Here is a 21,967-nt window from a genome sequence, read left to right on the forward strand (position 1 = left end):
CCAATGGCGACCTTTTTATTTCTATTACTTTCTAATTAGGAAACAGCTTTCAATCTTTGTAATAAATTTTTACTCAAACTGTTTTCAGCATATTCTTTTGTAACTTGTAAGTGTTTGTCATCAGAACTTGGCAATTCGTACATAGCATCGGTTAAAATAGCTTCACATAACGAACGTAAACCTCTGGCTCCAAGTTTATACTCTAGAGCTTTTGACACAATATAATCCAAAGCTTCTTCTTCAATATCTAAAGTTACTTCATCCATTTCAAACAATTTCTTATATTGTTTTACTAAGGCATTTTTAGGCTCCGTTAAAATAGCTCTTAAAGTTTCCGCATCTAAAGGATCCATGTGAGTTAGAACTGGTAAACGACCAATAATTTCTGGAATTAATCCAAAATCTCTTACGTCTTTTGGAATCAAATATTGTAACAAATTATCTTTATCAATTTGGTCTGTTCCAATAGATGAACTATAACCAACTGCTTGTCTATTCAAACGTTTTGAAATGATTCTTTCAATTCCGTCGAAAGCACCACCAGCGATGAATAAGATATTTTGTGTATTTACCTCAACAAATTTTTGGTCGGGATGTTTTCTGCCTCCTTTTGGTGGAACATTTACAACCGTTCCTTCAAGTAATTTCAGCAACGCTTGTTGCACACCTTCACCCGAAACATCACGAGTTATCGATGGATTATCGCTTTTACGAGCAATTTTATCAATTTCGTCAATAAATACGATTCCTCTTTCAGCTTTAGCTACATCATAATCGGCAGCTTGTAACAAACGAGTTAAGATACTTTCTACATCTTCTCCTACATAACCCGCTTCTGTTAAAACAGTTGCATCAACGATAGCCAATGGAACATTCAACATTTTAGCAATGGTTTTTGCTACTAATGTTTTACCCGTTCCGGTTTGACCAACCATTAAGATGTTACTTTTTTCGATCTCAACTTCGTCTTCTAATTGCACTTGCATCAAACGTTTGTAGTGATTGTAAACCGCCACACTCATTACTTTTTTCGTTTGGTCTTGTCCAATTACATAATCATCTAAAAACGCACGGATTTCTTTCGGTTTTAAAAGAATCAAATCGGCAATCAAATTCGAATTACCTGATTGTTTTAATTCTTCTAATACAATTCCGTGTGCTTGTTCGATACACTTGTCGCAAATATGCGCATTAATCCCTGCAATTAATAAATTGGTTTCAGGCTTTTTCCTTCCGCAGAATGAACACTCTAATACTTCTTTAGCCATTTTTTAGTGATTAGTGAAAAGTGATTAGTAAATAGCTTATCACTTTTTACTAATCACTAATTACTTTTTAAATTATCTTGTTAAAACCTCATCAATCATTCCGTATTCTTTTGCTTCGGCAGCAATCATCCAATAATCTCTTTCGCTGTCTTTATAGACTTTATCGTAAGGTTGTTTTGAATGTTGCGAAATGATTTGGTATAATTCTTCTTTTAATTTCAACATTTCCTTCAAGTTGATTTCCATATCAGTCGCAACTCCTTGCGCACCTCCTGATGGTTGGTGAATCATTACTCGTGAATGTGGTAAAGCCGAACGTTTTCCTTCTGCTCCAGCACATAATAAAACGGCTCCCATTGAAGCTGCCATTCCTGTACAAATTGTTGCCACATCAGGTTTTACGAATTGCATAGTATCGTAAATTCCTAATCCAGCATACACACTTCCTCCTGGAGAATTGATATAAATACTGATATCTTTAGAAGCATCAACGCTCTCTAAAAACAACAATTGCGCTTGGATAATGTTTGCTACATAATCATCAACTCCCGTTCCTAAGAAAATGATTCTATCCATCATTAAACGAGAGAAAACATCCATTGAAGCTACGTTTAACTGGCGTTCTTCAATGATATAAGGCGTCATACTGCTAACGATTTTATCGTAATATAAACTGTTTACTCCGTGATGCTTTGTAGCATATTTTTTAAATTCTTTTCCGTAGTTCATAATTTTTTGTTTAAATGTTTAAGCGTTTAAAAGTTTAAATAGGTTGAACTAAAAAACATTATATTTTAAATAGTTATCTTTTATTTTATGAAACAAAATGGTTTCAATAAAAAAGCGCCAAAACTAGTCTGACGCTCAAAGATAATTATTTTTTGTGAGATATTATTCTCCGTACATTTCTTTGATGAATTGCTCGTAATTTACTTCTTTCGTTTTAGCTTTTACTTTTTCTTTGTAAAGACCTAACATTTTTTCGCTCATTACTTGTTCTGATAAACGTTTCACCTCGTCTTGGTTTGACATTACGCGAGCTACAATTCCGTTAATTTCATCTTCTGATGGATTTAATTGACCAAATTGTGCCATTTGTTTCTTAATTAAATCAGCAGTATGTGCTTTTAAATCTTCGAAAGTGATTTGTAAATTGTTATCAGCCATTACTTTTCCTTCGATTAATTGGAAACGTAATCCTTTTTCAGATCTTGCGAATTCTTCTTCTGCTTGTTCAGCAGTTAAAGGTGTTTCACCTACATTTTGAATCCATCTTTTTAAGAATTCTGCTGGCAAATCGAATTTTGTAGTTTCGATTAAGAATTCTGTAACATCGTTTAAGAATTTTTGATCTGCTTGTTGCGCAAATTGTGCTTCAGCATCTTCTTTGATTCTAGCTTTTAAATCTTCAACTGAAGAAAGAACTCCAGGTCCGAATAATTTATCTAATAATTCTTGGTTTAATTCTGCTTTTTCAACCGAATTGATTTCTTCAATTGTAAAATCAACATTGATATCTAAACCATGAACATCATCATGACCTACTTTTAAGTAATCCATTAATTTATGATCATCGTCAAATAAACCTTTTGTTCCGATAGTTACAACATCACCTACTTTTTTACCAATGAATGCTTTTGCTGCTTTTTTATCAGCAAAAATATCTAAACCAAAGTTAGCTGGAGCGTTGATTCCTTTTTCTTCATTTGTAAAAGTTCCTCTTACTTCGAAGTCTGCTTTTACTTCAGATTGAGAAATTAATTTTCCGTATTGTTTTTGGATTCTTTCTACTTGCTCATTCAACATTTTATCATCAGCAATAACGTTGAATTTTGTAACATTATTTTTAGCTGTTAAGTCTACTGAAAACTGAGGCGCTAATCCTAACTCGAAATCAAATGATAAGTTATCATTATCCCAATTGAAATCTTCTGTTACTTTTGGAAGTGGATTACCCAAAATATCTAATTTCTCGGCTACTAAATAATCATTTAAAGACGATTGTAAAATTTTGTTTACTTCATCTAACAACACAGCTTTACCATATTGTTTTTGAATTAAACTCATTGGAACTCCACCTTTTCTAAAACCTGGAACCGATGCATTTTTTCTATAGTCAGCTAATACTTTTTCTACTTTATCTGAATAATCTTCTTTCGTAATTGCTACCGTTACAATAGCATTTAAATCATCAACTTGCGTTTTTGTAATGTTCATTATTTCTTTTGTTTAAGTACCATAAAATTTGGGTTGCAAAATTATAGAATTTTTGCAACCCAAACAAGTTTTTAATTTACTGAAATTCAATTCGCTAAAAATTAATCCTCACTAACAAAGATTTTATTTAAAATTGACTGAATAATAGACAACAAGACACTAAACAAAAGTGCATCTACAAATCCATCAACTCGAAACTCTACAATAAAATAATCGCAGATTAAAATTATTATAGCATTGATTACCAATAAGAATAAACCAAGTGTAAAAAAAGTTACTGGAATAGTAAGCAATACTAAAATAGGCTTTAAAAATGTATTCAAAAGACCTAAAACTACTGCAACTAACAAAGCTCCAGTTAAATCAGTAACATGAACACCTGGTAAAAAATAAGACAGCACAAAAACTACTATTGTACTAATAAGAAGTTTAATTAATAAATTCATTTTATCTTTTTTAGAAATTTAAAATTACAAAAAAAGGCATCAATAATGATGCCTTTTTTAACTATTTTTTTTCAAATTTAATTTGAACCTACAATATTAATTCCTGGGAAAGAACCCGCATTATGTAATGGTAAGTTTGAATTATAATGACGATTAATTACTTTAATTATTTCATTTGCAATTACAGCGTATCCACGAGCATTAGGATGAACTCCATCTAATGAAAATAGTACTTTCCATTCATTTGCAACTCCACTAAAATAATTAGCCGTGTAAACTTGACCAGTTTCAATTCTTAAACCACCTACTAATTGATTCATTATTTGATTCATGTCTGCTACCGCTAAACCATTAGCATTAGCAATTGAAACAATAGCCGCATTATATGCTGCAGTAGCGTTTGCTACTTTTGCTTTTTCATTAGCTGTCAACACCCATTTATTAGAAAGTGGTACACTCACTCCATTAATTAATGATGCATTTCCACCAACTAAAGTACCAATAAAAGAACTTGCAGGTAAAACTATTAAATCTTGTGAAGTAGTCATTCTATAAGAAGGTATTCCCAATCCAGATAAATCCGTTAAATCGCTATCAACTATTACAACAGGATTTTTTCCTGCAACAAAGTTAACTTTTCTTTTCAATCTTTCTTGATTCGTAATTAAACCATTCGAAAAAGCCAAATCTAAACCACCATTATATGCAGCATAAACACTATTCAATTGAGCTGCAGTTGCATTATCTAAAGGAACTGGATTAAACGGAACTGTCGTAAAATAAGGAATAGATGTTACACTTGGAACTGTCGCTACAACTCCTTTAGCTCCACCTGAGATTAAAGTGTTAACTATAGTTGAATAAACACTTGCAAACACATTAGCATTCGTAATATCATTACTTCCATAAGTTGCTGGATTCAAATTTCCTGTAACATTATGGTCATCTGCAGGAGTTACTCCGTCTGATTTTGCACCACCGTTAGTAGCATAAGCTAAAACATCATTAGCTCCAATCCAATTGGTAAAGAAAGTTGGATTTTTCGACATAGCATCTCCTAAAACTGTAGCAGATGGAGAAGTTGCATGTCTAACAAAATAAGGATTTGATTGCCCTAAAGCCACACCAGCAATGTTTCCATAACCTGGCGCCAATAAATGAAACGATTTTGCTCCAGGAACCCCCATGTTATTATATGCCGTTTGTTGTAAAGGATTCGAAATTTCAATATCAACAGGTCCTGACATATCTGCAGTACCTCCAATATACTCTACTCCTCCAGCACTTGCATCAATAATTCTTCTAGTTCCTGAAATAATGTTTCCATATAACTTTAATCCCCCAAAACCACTAACATCATCTGCATATGATGGTTGAGTAAATGCTCCACCACCAACAAGAGCAAATTTTTGAGCTAAAAGATTAGGAAATGAATACGTTTGCCCTACTCTAGAAACCGTCCCATCCATATAACCTGCAGTTAATGAATTTCCAACTGCTACATAGGTTGAAAAGTCAGCATCACCCGAAGTATAATTTGCATTTACTTCATTTTCAAATTCTGGTTCACACGAAGCAAAACCAGCAGCTAAAACAGCTAAATATATAAATTTATTTTTCATTTTTCTTTAAGTTTAAATTAGAAACCGTAAGTTATACCAATACCTGGTGAGAAAACAACTGATTTATATGTCCCTCCAAAGTCAGGATTTGGCTGTCCAGATATTGGATCAGTTGAATGATTATATGAATTATCAATTTCATCAAAATGTAAATACAAGAATGAGAAATCAACACCTAACTTACTATTTACTTGATATGTTAAACCACCTGTATATCCCATTGAGTCATTTCTTGGAGTTTCTGGAGCAAAATAACCATCTTGAACTGGACTTTCATCAAAATAATAACCTGCTCTAAAAGTAAATTTATCATTTGCTTTATATTGAGTACCAACTCTATAAGTACTTACATTTTGATAATTTCTTGGATTTAATGATTCTGTACCATTTCCAAATGTTACATCTAAAGCTTCATAAGCGCTCCACATTGTTCTATTATAGTCAAAAGCTAATAACCATTTATCTGTAACTTGATAAGACAATCCCACTGTTAATTCAGCTGGCAAAGGTAAATCTGCATTAAATGTTGTGTTTGCTAATGGGTTAAAAGTTGGTGTGTCATTATAAATTGCATCTCCATCGCGAGCCTCCATGATAATTTCAGAACGGTAATTCATACCAATTCTTAATTTATCTGTTGGATTGAACATGAAACCAGCTGTATAACCCCATGCCGTAATTCCTTTTGCATCAATTGTTACATCTGAAGGTTGACCATCATCAGAAAGCAATGGATTCATTGAAAGATTTCTATTTAAATTAACTGAACCTGAAGCGTAAATAACACCACCACCTAAACTAAAGTGCTCTCCCATTCTAATTGAAACCGAAGGTTGAACAAAAATTGCTTGTAAATCAATATTATTAACTAAATGAGCCCCTTCCCAATCTTGATCCCAATCAACTGCACTACCATAAGGAGTGTACACCGCTAAACCAGCTGTTAACCAATCATTCAATTTATAAGTTGCATAAACACTAAAAGGAGTTCCTACATTTTTACTTTCTGCAGTCCAATTATAAGTTGAATTTTGAAATTTAACATTTGCAAATAAAGCATTCGCTCCAACAGACAAGTTGAATTTTTTGTCTAAATAAACCATACCCGCTGGATTGAAAAATGCAACCTCAGCACTATTAACTACAGCAACACCCGTGTGCCCCATAGCCAATTGCTTTTGACCTTGAATACTTACTCTATATCCACCTGCAAAAGCAGTAGAGCCAGCCAAAGCCAATAATGTTAAAGAAAGTAATTTTCTCATAATGTAAAATGTGTTAGTTTTTCTTTGTTTGTAAAATCTTAACCTCAAAATTAAAACAAATTATGAATTTTACAAATTTTTTAACAAAAAAATTATGCATGCATAATTTTTTGCCCTTTTATTTAATAAAATCTATTACATACAAATAAAAATCTTTTGGATTTTCAGCATGCAACCAATGTCCTGCATTTTTTACCGTTTCAATTTTTGCTTTTGGAAAATGATGATAGATTGTTTCAAAATCACCATCTAAAATGTAATCTGATTTATCTCCTCTTAAAAAAAGAGCCTCTTTACTAAAAGTGTTTTCAAAAGGCAAAGCTGTTCCGATAGTTTCGATTTTTTCATTAAAAACTTTTAGATTGAAACGAAATGCAAGTTGCTCTTGAGAAGCCCAATATAAATTTTTCAGTAAAAACTGTCGGGTTCCGAAATCTTTAATGTATCCTGCAACAATTTCTTCCACTTCTCCTCTACTCGGTTTTTTAGCAAAATCAACTGCATTCAATGCTGCCAAAATGGTTTGGTGATGTGGCGCATAATATTTTGGACCAATATCCGCTACTATTAATTTAGAAACCAATTCAGGATAAGTTGTTGCTAAAAGCATTGCAACTTTTCCGCCCATCGAATGCCCGATAATATTGATATCTTTTAAATTATGATAATCACAATATTTCTTAACATCTTCTACCATAATATCATATGAAAATTCTTCGGAATGAAAACTTTTACCGTGATTTCGTAAATCTAAAGCATGAACTTGGAAGCCTTCATTAGCAAATTGAGTTCCTAAAGTTTTCCAATTGTCTGACATCCCTAAAAAACCATGGATAATCACTAACGGTTTTCCTTCGCCTTCTATTCTTGAATGCAACAACATCTTATTTCAATTTTTGAAGATACATATTCACTACATTTTCCAATCCTAAATATAAAGATTCTGAAATTAAAGCATGACCAATCGAAACTTCAAGCAAACCAGGAATATTATCTTTAAAAAACTTAATATTTTCCAAACTCAAATCATGTCCTGCATTAATTCCTAATCCTAGTTCATTCGCCTTGATTGCCGCTTTTACGTATGGCTCAATCCCTTTTTTGTTTCCCAAACCATATTCGTGCGCGAAAGATTCGGTATACAATTCGATTCTTTCTGTGCCAGTTGCTTTTGCACCTTCAATCATTTTTTCATCGGCATCTACAAAAATAGAAGTTCGGATTCCATTTCTTTGAAATTCTTGAATTACCTCCACTAAATAGGATTGATGTTTTATTGTATCCCAACCTGCATTTGAAGTTAATGCTCCAATAGCATCAGGAACCAAAGTCACTTGAGTAGGTTTGCACTCTAAAACCAAATCAATAAAATTATGTTGTGGATTTCCTTCAATATTATATTCGGTGTAAACTACCGATTTTAAATCGCGAGCATCTTGATAGCGAATGTGTCTTTCATCAGGTCTTGGATGAATGGTGATTCCATCAGCACCAAATTGCTGAATGTCTTTTGCAACTTTCAATAAATCAGGCACATTTCCTCCTCTTGAATTACGAAGCGTGGCTATTTTGTTGATATTTACGGATAACTTTGTCATAATAATTTTTAATTTATACAAAAATACAAAGTATAAGTTAGCTAGCATGTGGTATTTTTTGATTATTTTGCGATATATTTTCATCCCATCCACAATGAATAATTTAACAAGCTACATCAATAACGAAATAAAACCGCTAAAACACACCGATTCTATCGCTGAAGCACAGGATTTATTTTTGGATTTTCCTTACACACATTTTCCAGTTACCGAAGATGGTATATATATAGGATGCGTTAGTAAAGAAAATGTAGAACTTTTAAATAGCAATGCCATTATTAATGATAGTCGATTTCATTTTGAACGTTTTTTTGTTCGCACAACAACAATTTGGCTTGATGTTTTAGAAATTTTTGCCAAAAATGAAAGCAACTTAATTCCGGTTTTAGATGACAAAAATACTTATTTAGGATATTACGAACTTGAAGATGTAATTCGATTTTTTCATGAAACGCCATTCTTAAAAGAAGAAGGCGGAATTATTGTCGTAGAAAAAGAATCGGATAAATTTTCTATGAGTCAAGTAGCTCAAATTATTGAAAGTAATAATGCTAAAATTTTAGGATTATTTATTTCGAATGTTGTAGGAAATAAAGTAGAAATTACTACAAAAATAAGTCAAAGTGGTTTAAATGATATTATTCAAACATTTAGACGTTATGAATATGAAATTATTTCGGAACATCAGGAAGATTCTTATTTAAATAGCTTAAAAGAACGTTCAGATTACTTAGACAAATACTTAAATATTTAAAATAGATCGTAATGAAAATAGCATTATTTGGTCAATATTATCAAAATAGTACGGCAGAAACGGTTCAAAAAGTAGTGGCTTTTTTAGAATCAAAAGAGATTGAAATTGCTTTTGAAGCACATTTTTTAGACATTTTAAAAGAAAAAAATATCGTTTCAAAAAACTACGAAACCTATTCCTGCCACAAAACATTAAATAATGATTTTAAAGCTTTAATAAGTATTGGTGGCGACGGAACCATTTTAAAAGCAGCCACTTTTGTTAGAGATAAAAACATTCCCATTATAGGAATTAATGCCGGAAGATTAGGTTTCTTAGCAACTATTCAATTTGATAATATTGAACCTCTTTTACAAAAATTATTAGACAATGACTATGCTATTTCTAAGAGAAGTTTATTGAGCATTGAAACTACTCCCGAATACGATAATTTTAGAGAATTAGATTTTGCTCTAAACGAAGTTACGGTTGCAAGAAAAGATACCACTTCGATGATTACTATTATTACGTATTTAAATGGGGAATACCTTACATCCTATTGGGCAGATGGTTTAATCGTTTCGACTCCAACTGGTTCAACTGGATATTCACTAAGTTGCGGCGGACCTGTTCTTACTCCAAATGTAGAAAGCTTAGTTATAACTCCAATGGCACCTCACAATTTAAATGCCAGACCATTAGTAATAACTGATGATATGGAAATTGAGCTTCGAATTTCGGGTCGAGAAGAACAATTTTTAATTTCATTAGATTCCAGAATATCGGCAGTTTCAAAAGACACGATTGTTAAAATTAAAAAATCACCTTTTACCATTTCAATCATTGAATTTAAAGAAGAATCATTCCTAAATACGATTCGAAAAAAACTACTTTGGGGAGAAGACAAAAGAAATTAACACCTTTATTATATCATTTTTCGTTTTTTAACGTTTTTAGTTTATCAAAAGACAACAAAAAAATCCTTTAAAATAGGGATAAGAAGTCATTATTGTTATATTTGCAAACTATTTTAAAAAATGAAGTACTTTTTAATCTATATATCGCTGATTTTCTGCGGGTTTAGCACACATGCTCAAATAAACGAATTAGGTGTATTTGTTGGTGGTGTTAATTATATTGGTGATGTTGGTCCAACGACCTATATCGCGCCAAATGAACCTGCAATTGGAATTTTATATAAATGGAACAGAAGTCCTCGCCATGCTTATCGTTTTTCATATACCCAAGGTAGTTTGAAATCGAAAGATACAGACAGCGATGTTCCAAGTAGAAACCTAAGAGGAAATTCATTTGAAAATAGCGTAAAAGAATTTTCTGCTGGATTAGAATTTAATTTTATGGATTTTGATTTACATGATTCTAAAACAAAGGTTTCTCCTTATGTTTACAGTGGTGTAAGTTATTTTATTTATGATGAAATTTACATATTAGGCAATACAAGCCATGTCGATTATCAAAGTAGTGCTTTTGCTATACCAATGGTGATAGGATTAAAAGGTCGATTTTTTCAGAATTTTGTAATTGGTGCCGAAATAGGATTTCGATATACATTTACTGACAATTTAGACGGAAGTAATCCCAAAAATAACAATTTTGAAACGTTGCGTTTTGGGAATTTAAATAGTAATGATTGGTATGTATTTACCGGTTTAACATTAACATACACATTTGGCAAAAACCCTTGTTTTTGCGCAGAATAAAAAATGGAGCTAGTTCAACAAATAAATACAGCAACTCTACCACAACATTTAGCCATAATTATGGATGGAAATGGAAGATGGGCTAAACAAAAGGGATTAATTCGAGCATTGGGTCATGAAAGTGGAACCAAGTCGGTTAAAACCACTGTTGAAACTTGTGCCAAACTTGGGATAAAAAACCTTACTCTTTATGCGTTTTCAACTGAAAATTGGAATCGCCCAAAATTAGAAGTAGAGACCTTAATGAAACTATTAATCTCTTCTTTAAAAAAGGAAATCAAAACATTACAAGCCAATAATATCAAATTAAATGCTATAGGAAATTTAACAAATTTACCCGTAAGCGTTCAAAAAGAATTACAAGAAGTAATAGACAAAACTTCTGAAAACACTAGGATGACATTAACTTTAGCATTGAGTTATGGTGCTAGAGAAGAACTTATTCAAGCTGTTAAAAAAATTTCAAACAAAGTTAAAAATAATATAATTTCTGAAGAGGCTATTGACGAATCAATTATTAATCAGCATCTTTACACACACAATTTACCAGATGTCGATTTAGTAATCAGAACAAGTGGCGAACATCGTATAAGTAATTTCCTGTTATGGCAAATAGCCTATGCAGAATTTTATTTCACAGAAGTCCTTTGGCCTGATTTTTCAGAAAATCATTTATATGAAGCAATTATTAGTTATCAAAAAAGAGAACGCCGCTTTGGAAAAACTAGCGAACAAATTATACCCGAAAAAAATGTTTAAAAAAGGATTACAACTACTTTCAATTTTTATATTACTAAACAGCTCAGCCATTTTTTCTCAAGACACTAAACTTGAAAACGGAAAAGAATACATATTAGCTAAGGTATCTGTTACAGGAAAAATTTCCTATAACGAACAAACTGTAACAACCTTTACTGGTTTAGAAAAAGGACAATCAATAATTGTTCCTGGAGAAGACATAAGTATCGCTATTAAAAAACTTTGGAAATTAGGATTATTTTCTGATGTGAATTTTTATGTCAACGAAATTAAAGGCGATAGTATTTACCTTGAATTAAACATCAATGAATTACCAAAAATATCTGATGTTAAAATCAAAGGAGTAAAAAAAGGAAAGTCTGAAGAGATAATCAAAGAAACGGATTTAAAGAAAGGGAAAATAGTAAACGAAAATTTACTAACTACTACCAAAAACTATATTGAAAACAAATATAAAAAAGACGGTTTTTATAATGCAAAAGTTGCCATAAATACCATTCCAGACAGCACTGGAAATGAAGTTAAAATGGTGGTTAACATTGACAAAGGAAGCAAGGTTAAAGTTAGTAAAATTGATTTTGAAGGAAATACTAAAATTACAGACTCAAAACTAAAAAAAGCTTTAAAAAATACAAAGGTTAAAAATCCAATTCGAATATTTAAAGCTTCTAAATTTATAAAAGAAAAATACAAAGAGGATTTAAATACAGTTGTAAACAAATACAAAGAAAACGGTTATCGTGATGCAAGAATTGTTTCAGATTCCGTTGGTTACGACAAAAAGAAGAACACCATTGCTATAAAAGTCAAAATTGAAGAAGGTAGAAAATACTACTTTGGAGATATTCGTTATTTAGGTAATACCGTTTATACTGATAATTTTTTAAATTCATATCTTGGGATTAAAAAGGGTGATGTTTATAATGGTACACTTCTAGAAGAACGAATTGCAGACAAAAGCAAACCCGACGGTGAAGATTTAACTAATTTATACCAAAACAATGGATATTTGTTTTCAAATATAAATCCTGTAGAAATCAGAACTGTTAATGATACTATTGATTTTGAGATTAGAATTACAGAAGGTCCAATAGCGTATTTTAATAAAATTACAGTTGTAGGAAACGACAGAACAAATGACCACGTAATCTACAGAGAATTAAGAACAAAACCTGGACAAAAATACAGCAAGGATGATTTAATTCGTTCTATTAGAGAAATTGGACAATTAGGCTTCTTTGACCCTGAAGCAATTAAACCCGATTTTAAAAATGTAGATCCTCAAGCAGGAACAGTTGATATTGAATACAATGTAGTTGAAAAAGGATCTAGTCAGGTTGAACTTCAAGGTGGCTACGGTGGAGGTGGATTCATAGGTACATTAGGTTTGTCTTTTAACAATTTTTCAGCAAGAAATATTTTCAATAAAGAAGCATACAAACCATTACCAATGGGAGACGGACAAAAAATGTCTTTACGCTTACAGGGGAGTTCTTATTTTAGAACTTACAGTTTATCTTTCTCAGAGCCATGGTTTGGAGGGAAAAAACCTGTGAGTTTTTCAACCTCTTTTTCATATAGTAAACAATTTTTATACAACTATCAAACAAGAGCAGTTACAAAAGATCAAAGTTTCAATATTATTTCGCTATCAACAGGTATTGCGAAAAGATTAACTGTGCCTGATGATTACTTTGTTTTGTCACAATCTATTTCTTTTCAGTACTATGATTTAAATAATTACAAAACAGGTTTGTTTACATTTGGAAATGGTTCATCAAGAAACTTAACCTACACTATAGGATTAACTAGAAATAGTAAAGGAGTAAATCCAATATTTCCAACATCAGGTTCTGAATTTAGTGTGATGGCAAAATTCACACCTCCATACTCATTACTTAATGGAGTTGACTACGGGGATCTGAAAAATAGAGCTGAATATAAATTAAAATACTCAAGCACTCTTGGTTACACTTACGTCCCTACAGACCAAGGAATCATCCCAAGAGAAGGTGATTACATAGGAGCTAATTATGATGCTAATGGAAATATTGTATCTGTTTATTATGTTGAAGACCCGAGTGATGCTGCAGTAGACCAAGGAAAAGTAGACCAAAAAAGATTTAATTGGTTAGAATATTATAAAATTAAATTCAAAGGAGATTGGTATACTAGAATTTGGGACAAACTTGTTTTAAGAACTTTAGGAGAGTTTGGATATATGGGAGCATATAATAGTGAGAGAGGAGTTGTTCCATTTGAAAGATTCTATTTAGGAGGAGATGGATTAGCCAATTTCTCACTTGACGGAAGAGAAGTTATTCAGTTAAGAGGTTATCCAAACAATTCATTATCACCTATTCTTGAAGAAGGCCCTCAGAAAGGACAACAGGTTGGTGCCACAGTTTATAACAAATTCTCATTAGAATTAAGATATCCAATTACACTAAATCAATCCGCTTCTATTTATGCATTGTCATTTCTTGAGGCTGGTTCGTCATATAACGATTTTAAAAGCTACAACCCTTTTAATTTACAGCGTTCTGCAGGAGTTGGTTTACGTGTATTTATGCCTGCTTTTGGACTGTTAGGAATTGATTTTGCACATGGTTTTGATCCAATTCCTGGGCAAACAGTTAAAAGTGGTTGGCAAACACACTTTATTATTGGACAACAATTTTAAGGTTTGTTAGTACTTTTTTGTTAAATTCGTAAAAATATTTTACTATTTATTACGTTTAGCAATTATTAAGTTAGGCCAGCTACTAAACAAAATTAAGTTGAAAATGAAAAAATTATTATTTATACTTGTTGCACTAATCACTTTTTCTTCTAAAGCACAAACAGCTAGAGGAGTAAAAATCGGCTATATAGATATGGAATATATCTTAGAAAAAGTGCCTGATTATGCTGATGCTATTAATCAATTAGAGCAAAAAGCACAAAAATGGAAGCAAGAAATTGAAGTTAAAAAAACCGAGATTACCAAGTTAAAAGAAAATTTAAAAACAGAGAGAGTACTTTTAACTAAGGAATTAATTGAAGAGAGAGAAGAAGAAATTGCTTATTTAGAAAAAGAACTTTTAGAATATCAGGAAAAACGTTTTGGACCAAAAGGAGATTTGATAATTCAAAAATCGGTTTTAATTAAACCTATCCAAGACCAAATTTTCACCATAGTTCAAGATGTTGCCGAACAACGAAAATATGATTTTATTTTTGACAAATCATCTGACTTAACAATGTTATTTGCGGCTCAGAAATATGACATTAGTGATTATGTTGTAAAGAAATTAACTGCTTCTCAAAAAAGAGAAGAAATGTCTAAAAAGCAATTGAAAGCCTTAGAAGCAAAAGAGGCACTTGATGAATCTGTAGAAGAAAACCCAGCATTCACGGAAAGACAAAGAATTTTAGATGAGAAAAAAGCAGCAAGAGAAAAACTACTTGAAGAACGCAAATTAGCGAATGAACAAAAGAAAGCCGATGCAGCTGAAAAAAGAAAAAAATTACTTGAAGAGCGCAATGCCAAAAAAAATGGCACAGTAATTGAAAATAAATCTTCTGAAGGTGATAAAAACGAAAAAATAGAAGATAAAAAAGAAGAAAAATCTAGCGAAGAAAAAGACATTGTAAAAGACGAAACAAAAAAACTTACTCCTGAAGAGGCTCGTCAAAAACTTATCGATGAAAGAAATAAGAAAATCGAAGAAAGAAAAAAGGCCTTAGAAGAAAAAAAGAAAAAAATAGCAGAGGAAAAAGAAGCTGTTAAAAAAGCAAAAGAACAGAAAACAGAAACAGAGAACAAAAATTAAATAACTTAAATTTTAAAATTAAAAATGAAACAATTAAAAACTTTAGCAATTGCAATCGTACTTTTTATTGGAACGCAAGTTTCAGCTCAAACAAAAGTTGCTCATATAGACGTACAAGCATTAATGACTTCTATGCCTGAAATGAAAACAGCACAAGATCAAATGAAAAAAATTCAGGAGACTTACGATAAAGATTACAAAAACATGGTAGCTGAATACCAAACAAAATTACAAAAATATGAGCAAGAAGCTCCAACTGCAGGTGATGCTTTAAACGAAACTCGTTCTAAAGAAATGCAAGACATGGGTGCTCGTATTCAACAATTTCAACAAACAGCTCAAAAAGAGTTAGGTCAAAAAGAAATGGACTTAATTAAACCAATCATGGAAAAAGCTCAAGCTGCCATCAAAAAAGTAGCAAAAGAAAAAGGGTTTAACTATGTATTAGACTCAACTACGGGAAGTGGCGTTTTAGTTGCTGACGGTACAGATTTATTAGCTGATGTTAAAAAATCATTAGGTTTCTAATTAATTCAAACCAAAATTTTAAAAACTGCTTAATCTTAGTTTAGATTAAGCAGTTTTTTTTATTTTTGTTGTTATGATAAACGAAAATCCAATAGGCTTGTTTGATTCAGGTATTGGCGGTACTTCAATATGGAAGGAAGTTCATGCCTTAATGCCTTATGAAAACACCATTTACCTTGCCGACAGTAAAAATGCGCCCTATGGACTAAAATCTAAAGACGAAATTATTGCACTTAGCTGTAAGAATACGGAGTTCTTATTAGAAAACAACTGTAAAATTATTGTTGTAGCCTGTAATACCGCCACCACAAATGCAATTAAAGAACTTAGAGCTAAATACAACGTTCCCTTCATCGGAATTGAGCCTGCTATAAAACCAGCTGCACTTCAATCAAAAACACAAACGATTGGTATACTAGCAACGAAAGGCACTCTTAATAGCGAATTATTTCATAAAAGTGTAGCAAACCATCCCGATGTTAAAATAATCGAACAAATAGGACACGGATTGGTACAATTGATAGAAAATGGCGATATGGATTCCGCAGAAATGGAAGAATTATTAAAGAGCTATTTAAATCCGATGGTAGAAAAAAATATTGACTATTTGGTACTAGGTTGTAGTCACTATCCTTATTTAATTCCACAGATTAAAAAAATCATTCCACCGCAAATTAAAATAATTGATTCTGGTGAAGCAGTAGCCAAACAGACACAGAAAATATTAGAACAGAATAATTTATTAAATCTTTCTAAAAGAAAAAGCTCGCAAATATTCTATACGAATAGCGAGCCTGAAGTTTTAAAAAATATACTAGAAAATAATGAAACTGTAATTTATAAGAATTTTTAATCTATTCTTTAAACCAACCCGAATACATCACATAATTATTTGAAATACGTTCAATTTCTCCTGCAAAATCACTTTGGTCAATATCTTTCACTTTTTTAGCAGGAACACCAGCATAGATACAACCCGATTCAACGACTGTATTTTGCGTAATAACAGAACCAGCGGCTACAATTGAATTACTCTCAATTACGCAGTTATCCATCACAATAGCGCCCATACCAATTAAAACATTATCTTTTATTGTACAACCATGTACGATAGCATTGTGTCCAATAGATACATTATTTCCAATAAAAGTTGGATGTTTTTGATATGTGCAATGAACTACTGCCCCATCTTGAATATTTACCTTATTCCCAATAGTTATCGAATTAACATCACCTCTTATTACCGCATTAAACCAAACACTACAATTGGAACCAAAAGAAACTTCACCAACAATAGTTGCATTTTCAGCTACATAACAATCATCTGGGATTTGTGGAAATTTCCCATTAACTTCTTTGATCAACATAATTAATTATTTTAAAAAAAATGTCCCGATAAATCGGGACAAATATACTTGAAATTTATTTTATTAATTAACAGCAGGACAATTACAATCCCATTGTTTGTCTTTACAGAAAACATTAATACCTAAAGTAATTTGATGGAATCCTCCATTATCAAACTTGATATCACCCATTACATGACTATAAGTATAAGAAAACATAAAATTGTTATAGTTAACACCTAAAATCGGCGAAACCCATTGTAAATTTTGTTTACCACCTTCATACTGTGCACTATCAAAACTTCTTCTGTAAGAAACTGCAGCCCATAATTTACCAAAATCAACAGCTTTATAAACTTTAAGATTTAAGTCAATTGAAGATTCTTTAGTTTCAGAAATACGTTGATACATAAAAGAAGGTTCGAAAAGTAATCTATCTTCATTACCAAAAACAGCACCTACACTCCATAATAATTTACTCAAATTGTCAGATTCAAATCCTTCAGAATACAACTCTCTTCTTTGGCTTGCTAAAAAGTTTTTCATTGTAACATGAGTAAAAAAGTCCATATAGTGATATGAAACACCCAAATCAATATTAAAATAAGCATCTTTTTGAATAACACCATTTACAATAACAGGGTCATTACCTGTAAATGTAGAACCATCCAAAGTACTTTGAACGAAAGCAGTACTTAAACCAAAAGACAACTGATTTAAATCAACTGTACCTCTAGAAAATCTTAAATGGTGAGCATATGTTAACTTAGCACCTTTTTGAGAATGATAACCATTTCGATCATTAAACAGAATCATACCAACTCCAGATTTACCATCTTCATCTACAGCTGTATTAAAACTAACTGTTTGTAATGATGGCGCTTCACTTTGTCCAAACCATTGTTGACGACCAGTTAATCTAATTTTACCACAATTGGCAGCACCTGCCATTGATGGGTGAATTAAATAATAATTATCCGATAAATAATCAGAATAAACAGCTATTCCCTCTTGTGCGAAAGAAAATTGTGCCAATAAAAATGCTAAAATAAAATAACTCTTTTTAAAATTCATTGTAGTTATTGTTTAATGAAAACATACCTCTTACTATCCTAATCAAACTCTATGGCTTAAAATTAGAATATTATTAATAAAAAACAATAAGTAAATATGGTTTTTTACTACGAACTTGCCAAAGATATAAATTTTTGTGTTTCTTTTACAATACACTTAAAATATTATTAGATTTAATATGTGATTTTTTATGTTATATAACACTTTTACATTGTATTTATCAAAATCTAATAAAAAGTTAAATAAAAAAAGTGCTCTACTAAAACAAACCACATATCTTATGAACTTTGTATCTTTGCAAAAAAACAAATATCATGCAAGTAATCGCAAATAAAATAACACAAAATCCTGCCATTGTAAAATTTGAATTGGACGAAATTATTGTAAGAACTGAGAATTTTGAATTCAAAAATATTGACGAAACGCAAAATTCTCCTTTAGCAAAACAATTATTCTTTCTTCCTTTTGTTAAAACAGTCTATGTTTCTGGGAATTTCATTGCAATTGAAAAATTTTCAATTGTAGAATGGGAAGATGTTCAAGAAGATGTAGCCAATCAAATTAATGAATTCATTTCTAATGGTGGAGAGATCATCAAAATAGATGAAACCAAAACAAAAAAACAACCAATAACCGTTTATGCCGAAACCACTCCTAACCCATCGGTTTTAAAATTTGTTTGTAATAAACTACTAACGAAAACTGCTCTGGAATGTAAAAACATTGATGAAACATCTGTTTCTCCTTTAGCAAAAGAATTATTTAAATTTCCTTTCGTAAAAGAAGTATTCATCGACGAAAATTATATTTCGGTTACCAAATTTGCTATAACAGAATGGGATGAAATTACTCTTGAATTAAGAACTTTTATTAAAGAGTACATTGAAAACGGAAACATTGTAATTGATGAAACGGCAATTGTGAAAACAGAAATTCATCAAAAACAACAAGAAGCTTATTTTGACACTCTTGATGTTACTTCTCAGCAAATCATAAACATTATTGAAGAATATGTAAAACCAGCTGTTCAAAGTGACGGTGGAAATATTATGTTTGAATCTTTTGACCCAACAGAAAAAAGAGTAAAAGTAGTTTTACAAGGCGCTTGTAGTGGATGTCCTTCATCAACTTTTACATTAAAAAATGGAATTGAAAATATGTTGAAAGACATGTTAAAAGACGAAGGAATAAAAGTAGAAGCCATTAACGGATAATTCTAAACCATATAAAAACAAAAAAGAGCCTTTCGGCTCTTTTTTTATTTCTTATTCTGTTGATTAAATTCTTTAAACAACTCTAATAAATTCATAATTGATTTTATCAAGTCGTTTGTTTCAAGAAGTAAAGAGAAATACAATTTACTGTTTTTAGGACTTGTTTCTGTAGTTCTAATTCTATTAATCTGTTTTGTGATTAATTCAGAAACGGTGTCTAAAAATGCTTTTTTGTCTCTTAAAATCTCATCTAATTTAGAAAAATCTTCAGTTTTAAAACTTTCCTCTAAACGGCTGAACAATTCTTGTAGTTGTGTATCAACAGTTTTAAGATCACGAATTTGATTGAATTTTAATTTTTTATGATTGTTATTTACATGCGAATGACTACTTGATGTTATATAATCAATCGACTGAACCATGTCTTGTAAATAGCCTAAAATTAAAATATAAAATTTACTTGCTTCAACCGAATTTTCATCTAAGTTTTTGATGAAATAGAAAACATTACTTTTTAACTCGTCGATTTCTTTTTCAAGTTTTTTTAATGCTTTTTTATTTTCTTTCAATTTAGCCAAATCTTGTAAACCTAAATTATCAACAACATTTGAATATAAGGCACTAGTTTTTCTTAACACTTTAGAAATCTGAGAAGAACTTTCTGTAATCATTTCTTTTAATGTTACGATGTCTTCTTTTCTTAGTTTCTTAATTTCCTCTTCTTCTTTAACTTTCTTTTTGTGAATTTGGTTACTTCTGTAGAAGAAGATTGCGACAATAATCATGAAAGCAAAGAACGCAAATACTTCTCCAATGAATAAGATGTAAGCAATAATGGCAGAAGATAAAAATGCAGCTAAAGCAGTTACAAACCAACCTCCAATTACATTAAAAACACCCGCAACACGATAAACAGCACTTTCTCTATCCCAAGCTCTATCTGCAAAAGACGAACCCATTGCCACCATAAAAGTTACATAAGTTGTAGATAAAGGCAATTTCATTGAAGTTCCGATAGAAATCAAAATAGAAGCTACAATTAAGTTTACAGAAGCACGCACCATATCAAACATAGGTTGTTCATCTCTTTTTCCTGTATATTCAGGCTGAACAAACTGAGCGTCTAATTTTTTCTGAAGCGATTTTGGTAAAATAAAACTAATAATATTACCAAGATACATAAATCCTCTTACAATGTTTCTTGAAAGCGTATTAGCATTATACTTCTCATTACCTTCACCTTGACGAGATAAATTCTGCTCTGTTTCAATTACTGATCTAGCTTTTTTGGATGTCCATAATGTATAAACCATAATTACACCAGCTAATGCTAAAAATATAAAAGGAGCTGGTAAATTTTCACCTTCAAGTCCCGACATCATAAATTCATTGGCAGCAACTGTTTGTCCTGGTGCAGCCCAAATTTCAAAAGCTTGATAAGCCGCAATTGGCACTCCAATGAAGTTAACTAAGTCATTACCTGCAAAAGCAAGTGCTAATCCAAAAGTACCAACGATAATAATGAATTTAAAAACACTGTATTTAAAAACACTAATTAATAATTGACAAACAATTGTCCATAAAACCAATGAATACGCAATAATTGTAAATGGACTTTCTTTAATAAAATCTTTTACTTCAGAAGGCACAAATGTGATTGATTTTAATCCTTTTACTAAGATAAAGAAAGTAATAGCTGTCATAGCAACTCCACCAAAAAGTGCTGCTACATATTTATATCTTTTTTCGATATGAAATGTGAAAATTAACCTTGACACATATTGTACTAACGAACCTAAAGCAAAAGATAATGCTACAGAAAGTAAAATACTATATACAATTTCAGAAGCTTTTTCAGTATTGATATAGTTTCCAAGAGTATCAAAGCCATCTCCACTAACATATACTTTATAAACCGCTAAAACTACTGAAGCTCCTAACAAAGAGAAAATTACAGAAACTGTCGTTGATGTTGGCAATCCTAATGTATTAAAAACATCTAACAGCAATACATCAGTAATCATTACGGCTAAAAAGATAATAATTACATCGTTGAAACTGAACATACTTGGCGTAAAAATTCCGTTTCTCGCAATTTCCATCATACCGTTAGAATAAAGTGCTCCAACAGCAACTCCTAAACTCGCAACAATCATAATGGTTTTAAACGAAACCGCCTTAGAACCAATAGCCGAGTTTAAGAAATTAACCGCATCATTACTTACTCCTACCATTAAATCGGTAATTGCAAGAATCGCTAATGCGATTAACATTATAATATAAATTTGTTCCATTTTTTTATGAATTAATTTCGATGCAAAATTCCTTTAAGAAATTTAGATTTACGTTAATTTAATGTTA

At 31.3% G+C, this 21,967-nt stretch carries 20 protein-coding genes; 9 read left to right on the plus strand and 11 right to left on the minus strand.

What is annotated here, in order from left to right; all coding sequences use genetic code 11:
- Positions 1–35: 35 nt before the first annotated feature.
- From clpX to BP92_RS0100965, 8 genes are all read right to left on the minus strand, one after another.
- A complete protein-coding gene (gene clpX, locus BP92_RS0100930) occupies positions 36–1,268 on the minus strand; it encodes an ATP-dependent Clp protease ATP-binding subunit ClpX (RefSeq protein ID WP_026724314.1) in 1,233 nt (410 codons plus the stop codon).
- Between the two features lie 72 nt (positions 1,269–1,340).
- The gene (gene clpP, locus BP92_RS0100935; RefSeq protein ID WP_026724315.1) at positions 1,341–1,997 is read right to left on the minus strand and encodes an ATP-dependent Clp endopeptidase proteolytic subunit ClpP; all 657 of its coding nucleotides are present in this window, start codon (positions 1,995–1,997) and stop codon (positions 1,341–1,343) included.
- A gap of 162 nt (positions 1,998–2,159) precedes the next feature.
- Entirely contained in the window at positions 2,160–3,485 is a 1,326-nt protein-coding gene (gene tig / locus BP92_RS0100940) for a trigger factor (RefSeq protein ID WP_026724316.1), read from the minus strand.
- 101 nt (positions 3,486–3,586) lie between these two features.
- Positions 3,587–3,931 (minus strand): phage holin family protein, encoded by a 345-nt coding sequence (locus tag BP92_RS0100945; protein WP_026724317.1) that lies wholly within the window; start codon positions 3,929–3,931, stop codon positions 3,587–3,589.
- A 77-nt stretch (positions 3,932–4,008) separates the two neighbouring features.
- Complete coding sequence (locus BP92_RS0100950) at positions 4,009–5,553, minus strand: lipase (RefSeq protein ID WP_026724318.1); 1,545 nt, start codon at positions 5,551–5,553, stop codon at positions 4,009–4,011.
- A 17-nt stretch (positions 5,554–5,570) separates the two neighbouring features.
- The gene (locus BP92_RS0100955; RefSeq protein WP_026724319.1) at positions 5,571–6,818 is read right to left on the minus strand and encodes an OmpP1/FadL family transporter; all 1,248 of its coding nucleotides are present in this window, start codon (positions 6,816–6,818) and stop codon (positions 5,571–5,573) included.
- Positions 6,819–6,936: 118 nt separating this feature from the next.
- On the minus strand, positions 6,937–7,698 hold the full coding sequence (locus BP92_RS0100960; RefSeq protein WP_026724320.1) for an alpha/beta fold hydrolase: 762 nt from the start codon (positions 7,696–7,698) through the stop codon (positions 6,937–6,939).
- Positions 7,699–7,702: 4 nt separating this feature from the next.
- Positions 7,703–8,416 carry a pyridoxine 5'-phosphate synthase gene (locus tag BP92_RS0100965; RefSeq protein WP_026724321.1) on the minus strand — a complete coding sequence of 238 codons (714 nt, stop codon included), beginning with the start codon at positions 8,414–8,416 and terminating at the stop codon, positions 7,703–7,705.
- A gap of 94 nt (positions 8,417–8,510) precedes the next feature.
- Between BP92_RS0100965 and BP92_RS0100970 the strand changes: the two genes are divergently transcribed.
- The 8 genes from BP92_RS0100970 to murI all read left to right on the plus strand — a co-directional run bounded on the left by BP92_RS0100970 (position 8,511) and on the right by murI (position 16,825).
- Complete coding sequence (locus BP92_RS0100970) at positions 8,511–9,170, plus strand: CBS domain-containing protein (RefSeq protein WP_026724322.1); 660 nt, start codon at positions 8,511–8,513, stop codon at positions 9,168–9,170.
- 11 nt (positions 9,171–9,181) lie between these two features.
- The gene (locus BP92_RS0100975) at positions 9,182–10,066 is read left to right on the plus strand and encodes an NAD kinase (protein WP_026724323.1); all 885 of its coding nucleotides are present in this window, start codon (positions 9,182–9,184) and stop codon (positions 10,064–10,066) included.
- A 120-nt stretch (positions 10,067–10,186) separates the two neighbouring features.
- Entirely contained in the window at positions 10,187–10,870 is a 684-nt protein-coding gene (porG, locus tag BP92_RS0100980; RefSeq protein ID WP_026724324.1) for a type IX secretion system protein PorG, read from the plus strand.
- Positions 10,871–10,873: 3 nt separating this feature from the next.
- Entirely contained in the window at positions 10,874–11,629 is a 756-nt protein-coding gene (locus BP92_RS0100985) for an isoprenyl transferase (RefSeq protein WP_026724325.1), read from the plus strand.
- On the plus strand, positions 11,547–14,312 hold the full coding sequence (gene bamA / locus BP92_RS0100990) for an outer membrane protein assembly factor BamA (protein ID WP_026724326.1): 2,766 nt from the start codon (positions 11,547–11,549) through the stop codon (positions 14,310–14,312). Before BP92_RS0100985 ends, bamA begins: the two co-directional genes overlap by 83 nt.
- 103 nt (positions 14,313–14,415) lie before the next feature.
- Positions 14,416–15,444 carry an OmpH family outer membrane protein gene (locus BP92_RS0100995; protein WP_035692581.1) on the plus strand — a complete coding sequence of 343 codons (1,029 nt, stop codon included), beginning with the start codon at positions 14,416–14,418 and terminating at the stop codon, positions 15,442–15,444.
- A gap of 24 nt (positions 15,445–15,468) precedes the next feature.
- On the plus strand, positions 15,469–15,972 hold the full coding sequence (locus tag BP92_RS0101000; protein ID WP_026724328.1) for an OmpH family outer membrane protein: 504 nt from the start codon (positions 15,469–15,471) through the stop codon (positions 15,970–15,972).
- A 73-nt stretch (positions 15,973–16,045) separates the two neighbouring features.
- On the plus strand, positions 16,046–16,825 hold the full coding sequence (murI, locus tag BP92_RS0101005; RefSeq protein ID WP_026724329.1) for a glutamate racemase: 780 nt from the start codon (positions 16,046–16,048) through the stop codon (positions 16,823–16,825).
- 1 nt (position 16,826) lies between these two features.
- On the opposite strand, the gene BP92_RS0101010 is transcribed toward murI, so the two are convergent.
- Positions 16,827–17,339: a gamma carbonic anhydrase family protein gene (locus BP92_RS0101010; protein WP_026724330.1), complete on the minus strand. Its 513-nt coding sequence runs from the start codon at positions 17,337–17,339 to the stop codon at positions 16,827–16,829.
- 63 nt (positions 17,340–17,402) lie between these two features.
- Entirely contained in the window at positions 17,403–18,392 is a 990-nt protein-coding gene (locus BP92_RS0101015; RefSeq protein ID WP_026724331.1) for a PorP/SprF family type IX secretion system membrane protein, read from the minus strand.
- Positions 18,393–18,706: 314 nt separating this feature from the next.
- On the opposite strand from BP92_RS0101015, the gene BP92_RS0101020 reads away from it, so the two are divergent.
- Positions 18,707–19,606 carry a NifU family protein gene (locus BP92_RS0101020; protein ID WP_026724332.1) on the plus strand — a complete coding sequence of 300 codons (900 nt, stop codon included), beginning with the start codon at positions 18,707–18,709 and terminating at the stop codon, positions 19,604–19,606.
- A gap of 44 nt (positions 19,607–19,650) precedes the next feature.
- Here the strand turns inward: BP92_RS0101020 and BP92_RS0101025 are convergent, their stop codons facing one another.
- Entirely contained in the window at positions 19,651–21,900 is a 2,250-nt protein-coding gene (locus BP92_RS0101025; RefSeq protein WP_026724333.1) for an inorganic phosphate transporter, read from the minus strand.
- Between the last annotated feature and the right edge of the window lie 67 nt (positions 21,901–21,967).

This window comes from Flavobacterium sasangense DSM 21067 (assembly GCF_000686885.1).
In the GTDB taxonomy this organism is placed as follows: domain Bacteria; phylum Bacteroidota; class Bacteroidia; order Flavobacteriales; family Flavobacteriaceae; genus Flavobacterium; species Flavobacterium sasangense.

What these genes read in the sequence shown, in the direction of transcription:
- clpX (WP_026724314.1), bottom strand. Translation starts at nt 1,268, where the DNA reads ATGGCTAAAGAAGTATTAGAGTGTTCATTCTGCGGAAGGAAAAAGCCT.
- clpP (WP_026724315.1), bottom strand. Translation starts at nt 1,997, where the DNA reads ATGAACTACGGAAAAGAATTTAAAAAATATGCTACAAAGCATCACGGA.
- tig (WP_026724316.1), bottom strand. Translation starts at nt 3,485, where the DNA reads ATGAACATTACAAAAACGCAAGTTGATGATTTAAATGCTATTGTAACG.
- BP92_RS0100945 (WP_026724317.1), bottom strand. Translation starts at nt 3,931, where the DNA reads ATGAATTTATTAATTAAACTTCTTATTAGTACAATAGTAGTTTTTGTG.
- BP92_RS0100950 (WP_026724318.1), bottom strand. Translation starts at nt 5,553, where the DNA reads ATGAAAAATAAATTTATATATTTAGCTGTTTTAGCTGCTGGTTTTGCT.
- BP92_RS0100955 (WP_026724319.1), bottom strand. Translation starts at nt 6,818, where the DNA reads ATGAGAAAATTACTTTCTTTAACATTATTGGCTTTGGCTGGCTCTACT.
- BP92_RS0100965 (WP_026724321.1), bottom strand. Translation starts at nt 8,416, where the DNA reads ATGACAAAGTTATCCGTAAATATCAACAAAATAGCCACGCTTCGTAAT.
- BP92_RS0100970 (WP_026724322.1), top strand. Translation starts at nt 8,511, where the DNA reads ATGAATAATTTAACAAGCTACATCAATAACGAAATAAAACCGCTAAAA.
- BP92_RS0100975 (WP_026724323.1), top strand. Translation starts at nt 9,182, where the DNA reads ATGAAAATAGCATTATTTGGTCAATATTATCAAAATAGTACGGCAGAA.
- porG (WP_026724324.1), top strand. Translation starts at nt 10,187, where the DNA reads ATGAAGTACTTTTTAATCTATATATCGCTGATTTTCTGCGGGTTTAGC.
- BP92_RS0100985 (WP_026724325.1), top strand. Translation starts at nt 10,874, where the DNA reads ATGGAGCTAGTTCAACAAATAAATACAGCAACTCTACCACAACATTTA.
- bamA (WP_026724326.1), top strand. Translation starts at nt 11,547, where the DNA reads ATGAAGCAATTATTAGTTATCAAAAAAGAGAACGCCGCTTTGGAAAAA.
- BP92_RS0100995 (WP_035692581.1), top strand. Translation starts at nt 14,416, where the DNA reads ATGAAAAAATTATTATTTATACTTGTTGCACTAATCACTTTTTCTTCT.
- BP92_RS0101000 (WP_026724328.1), top strand. Translation starts at nt 15,469, where the DNA reads ATGAAACAATTAAAAACTTTAGCAATTGCAATCGTACTTTTTATTGGA.
- murI (WP_026724329.1), top strand. Translation starts at nt 16,046, where the DNA reads ATGATAAACGAAAATCCAATAGGCTTGTTTGATTCAGGTATTGGCGGT.
- BP92_RS0101010 (WP_026724330.1), bottom strand. Translation starts at nt 17,339, where the DNA reads ATGTTGATCAAAGAAGTTAATGGGAAATTTCCACAAATCCCAGATGAT.
- BP92_RS0101015 (WP_026724331.1), bottom strand. Translation starts at nt 18,392, where the DNA reads ATGAATTTTAAAAAGAGTTATTTTATTTTAGCATTTTTATTGGCACAA.
- BP92_RS0101020 (WP_026724332.1), top strand. Translation starts at nt 18,707, where the DNA reads ATGCAAGTAATCGCAAATAAAATAACACAAAATCCTGCCATTGTAAAA.
- BP92_RS0101025 (WP_026724333.1), bottom strand. Translation starts at nt 21,900, where the DNA reads ATGGAACAAATTTATATTATAATGTTAATCGCATTAGCGATTCTTGCA.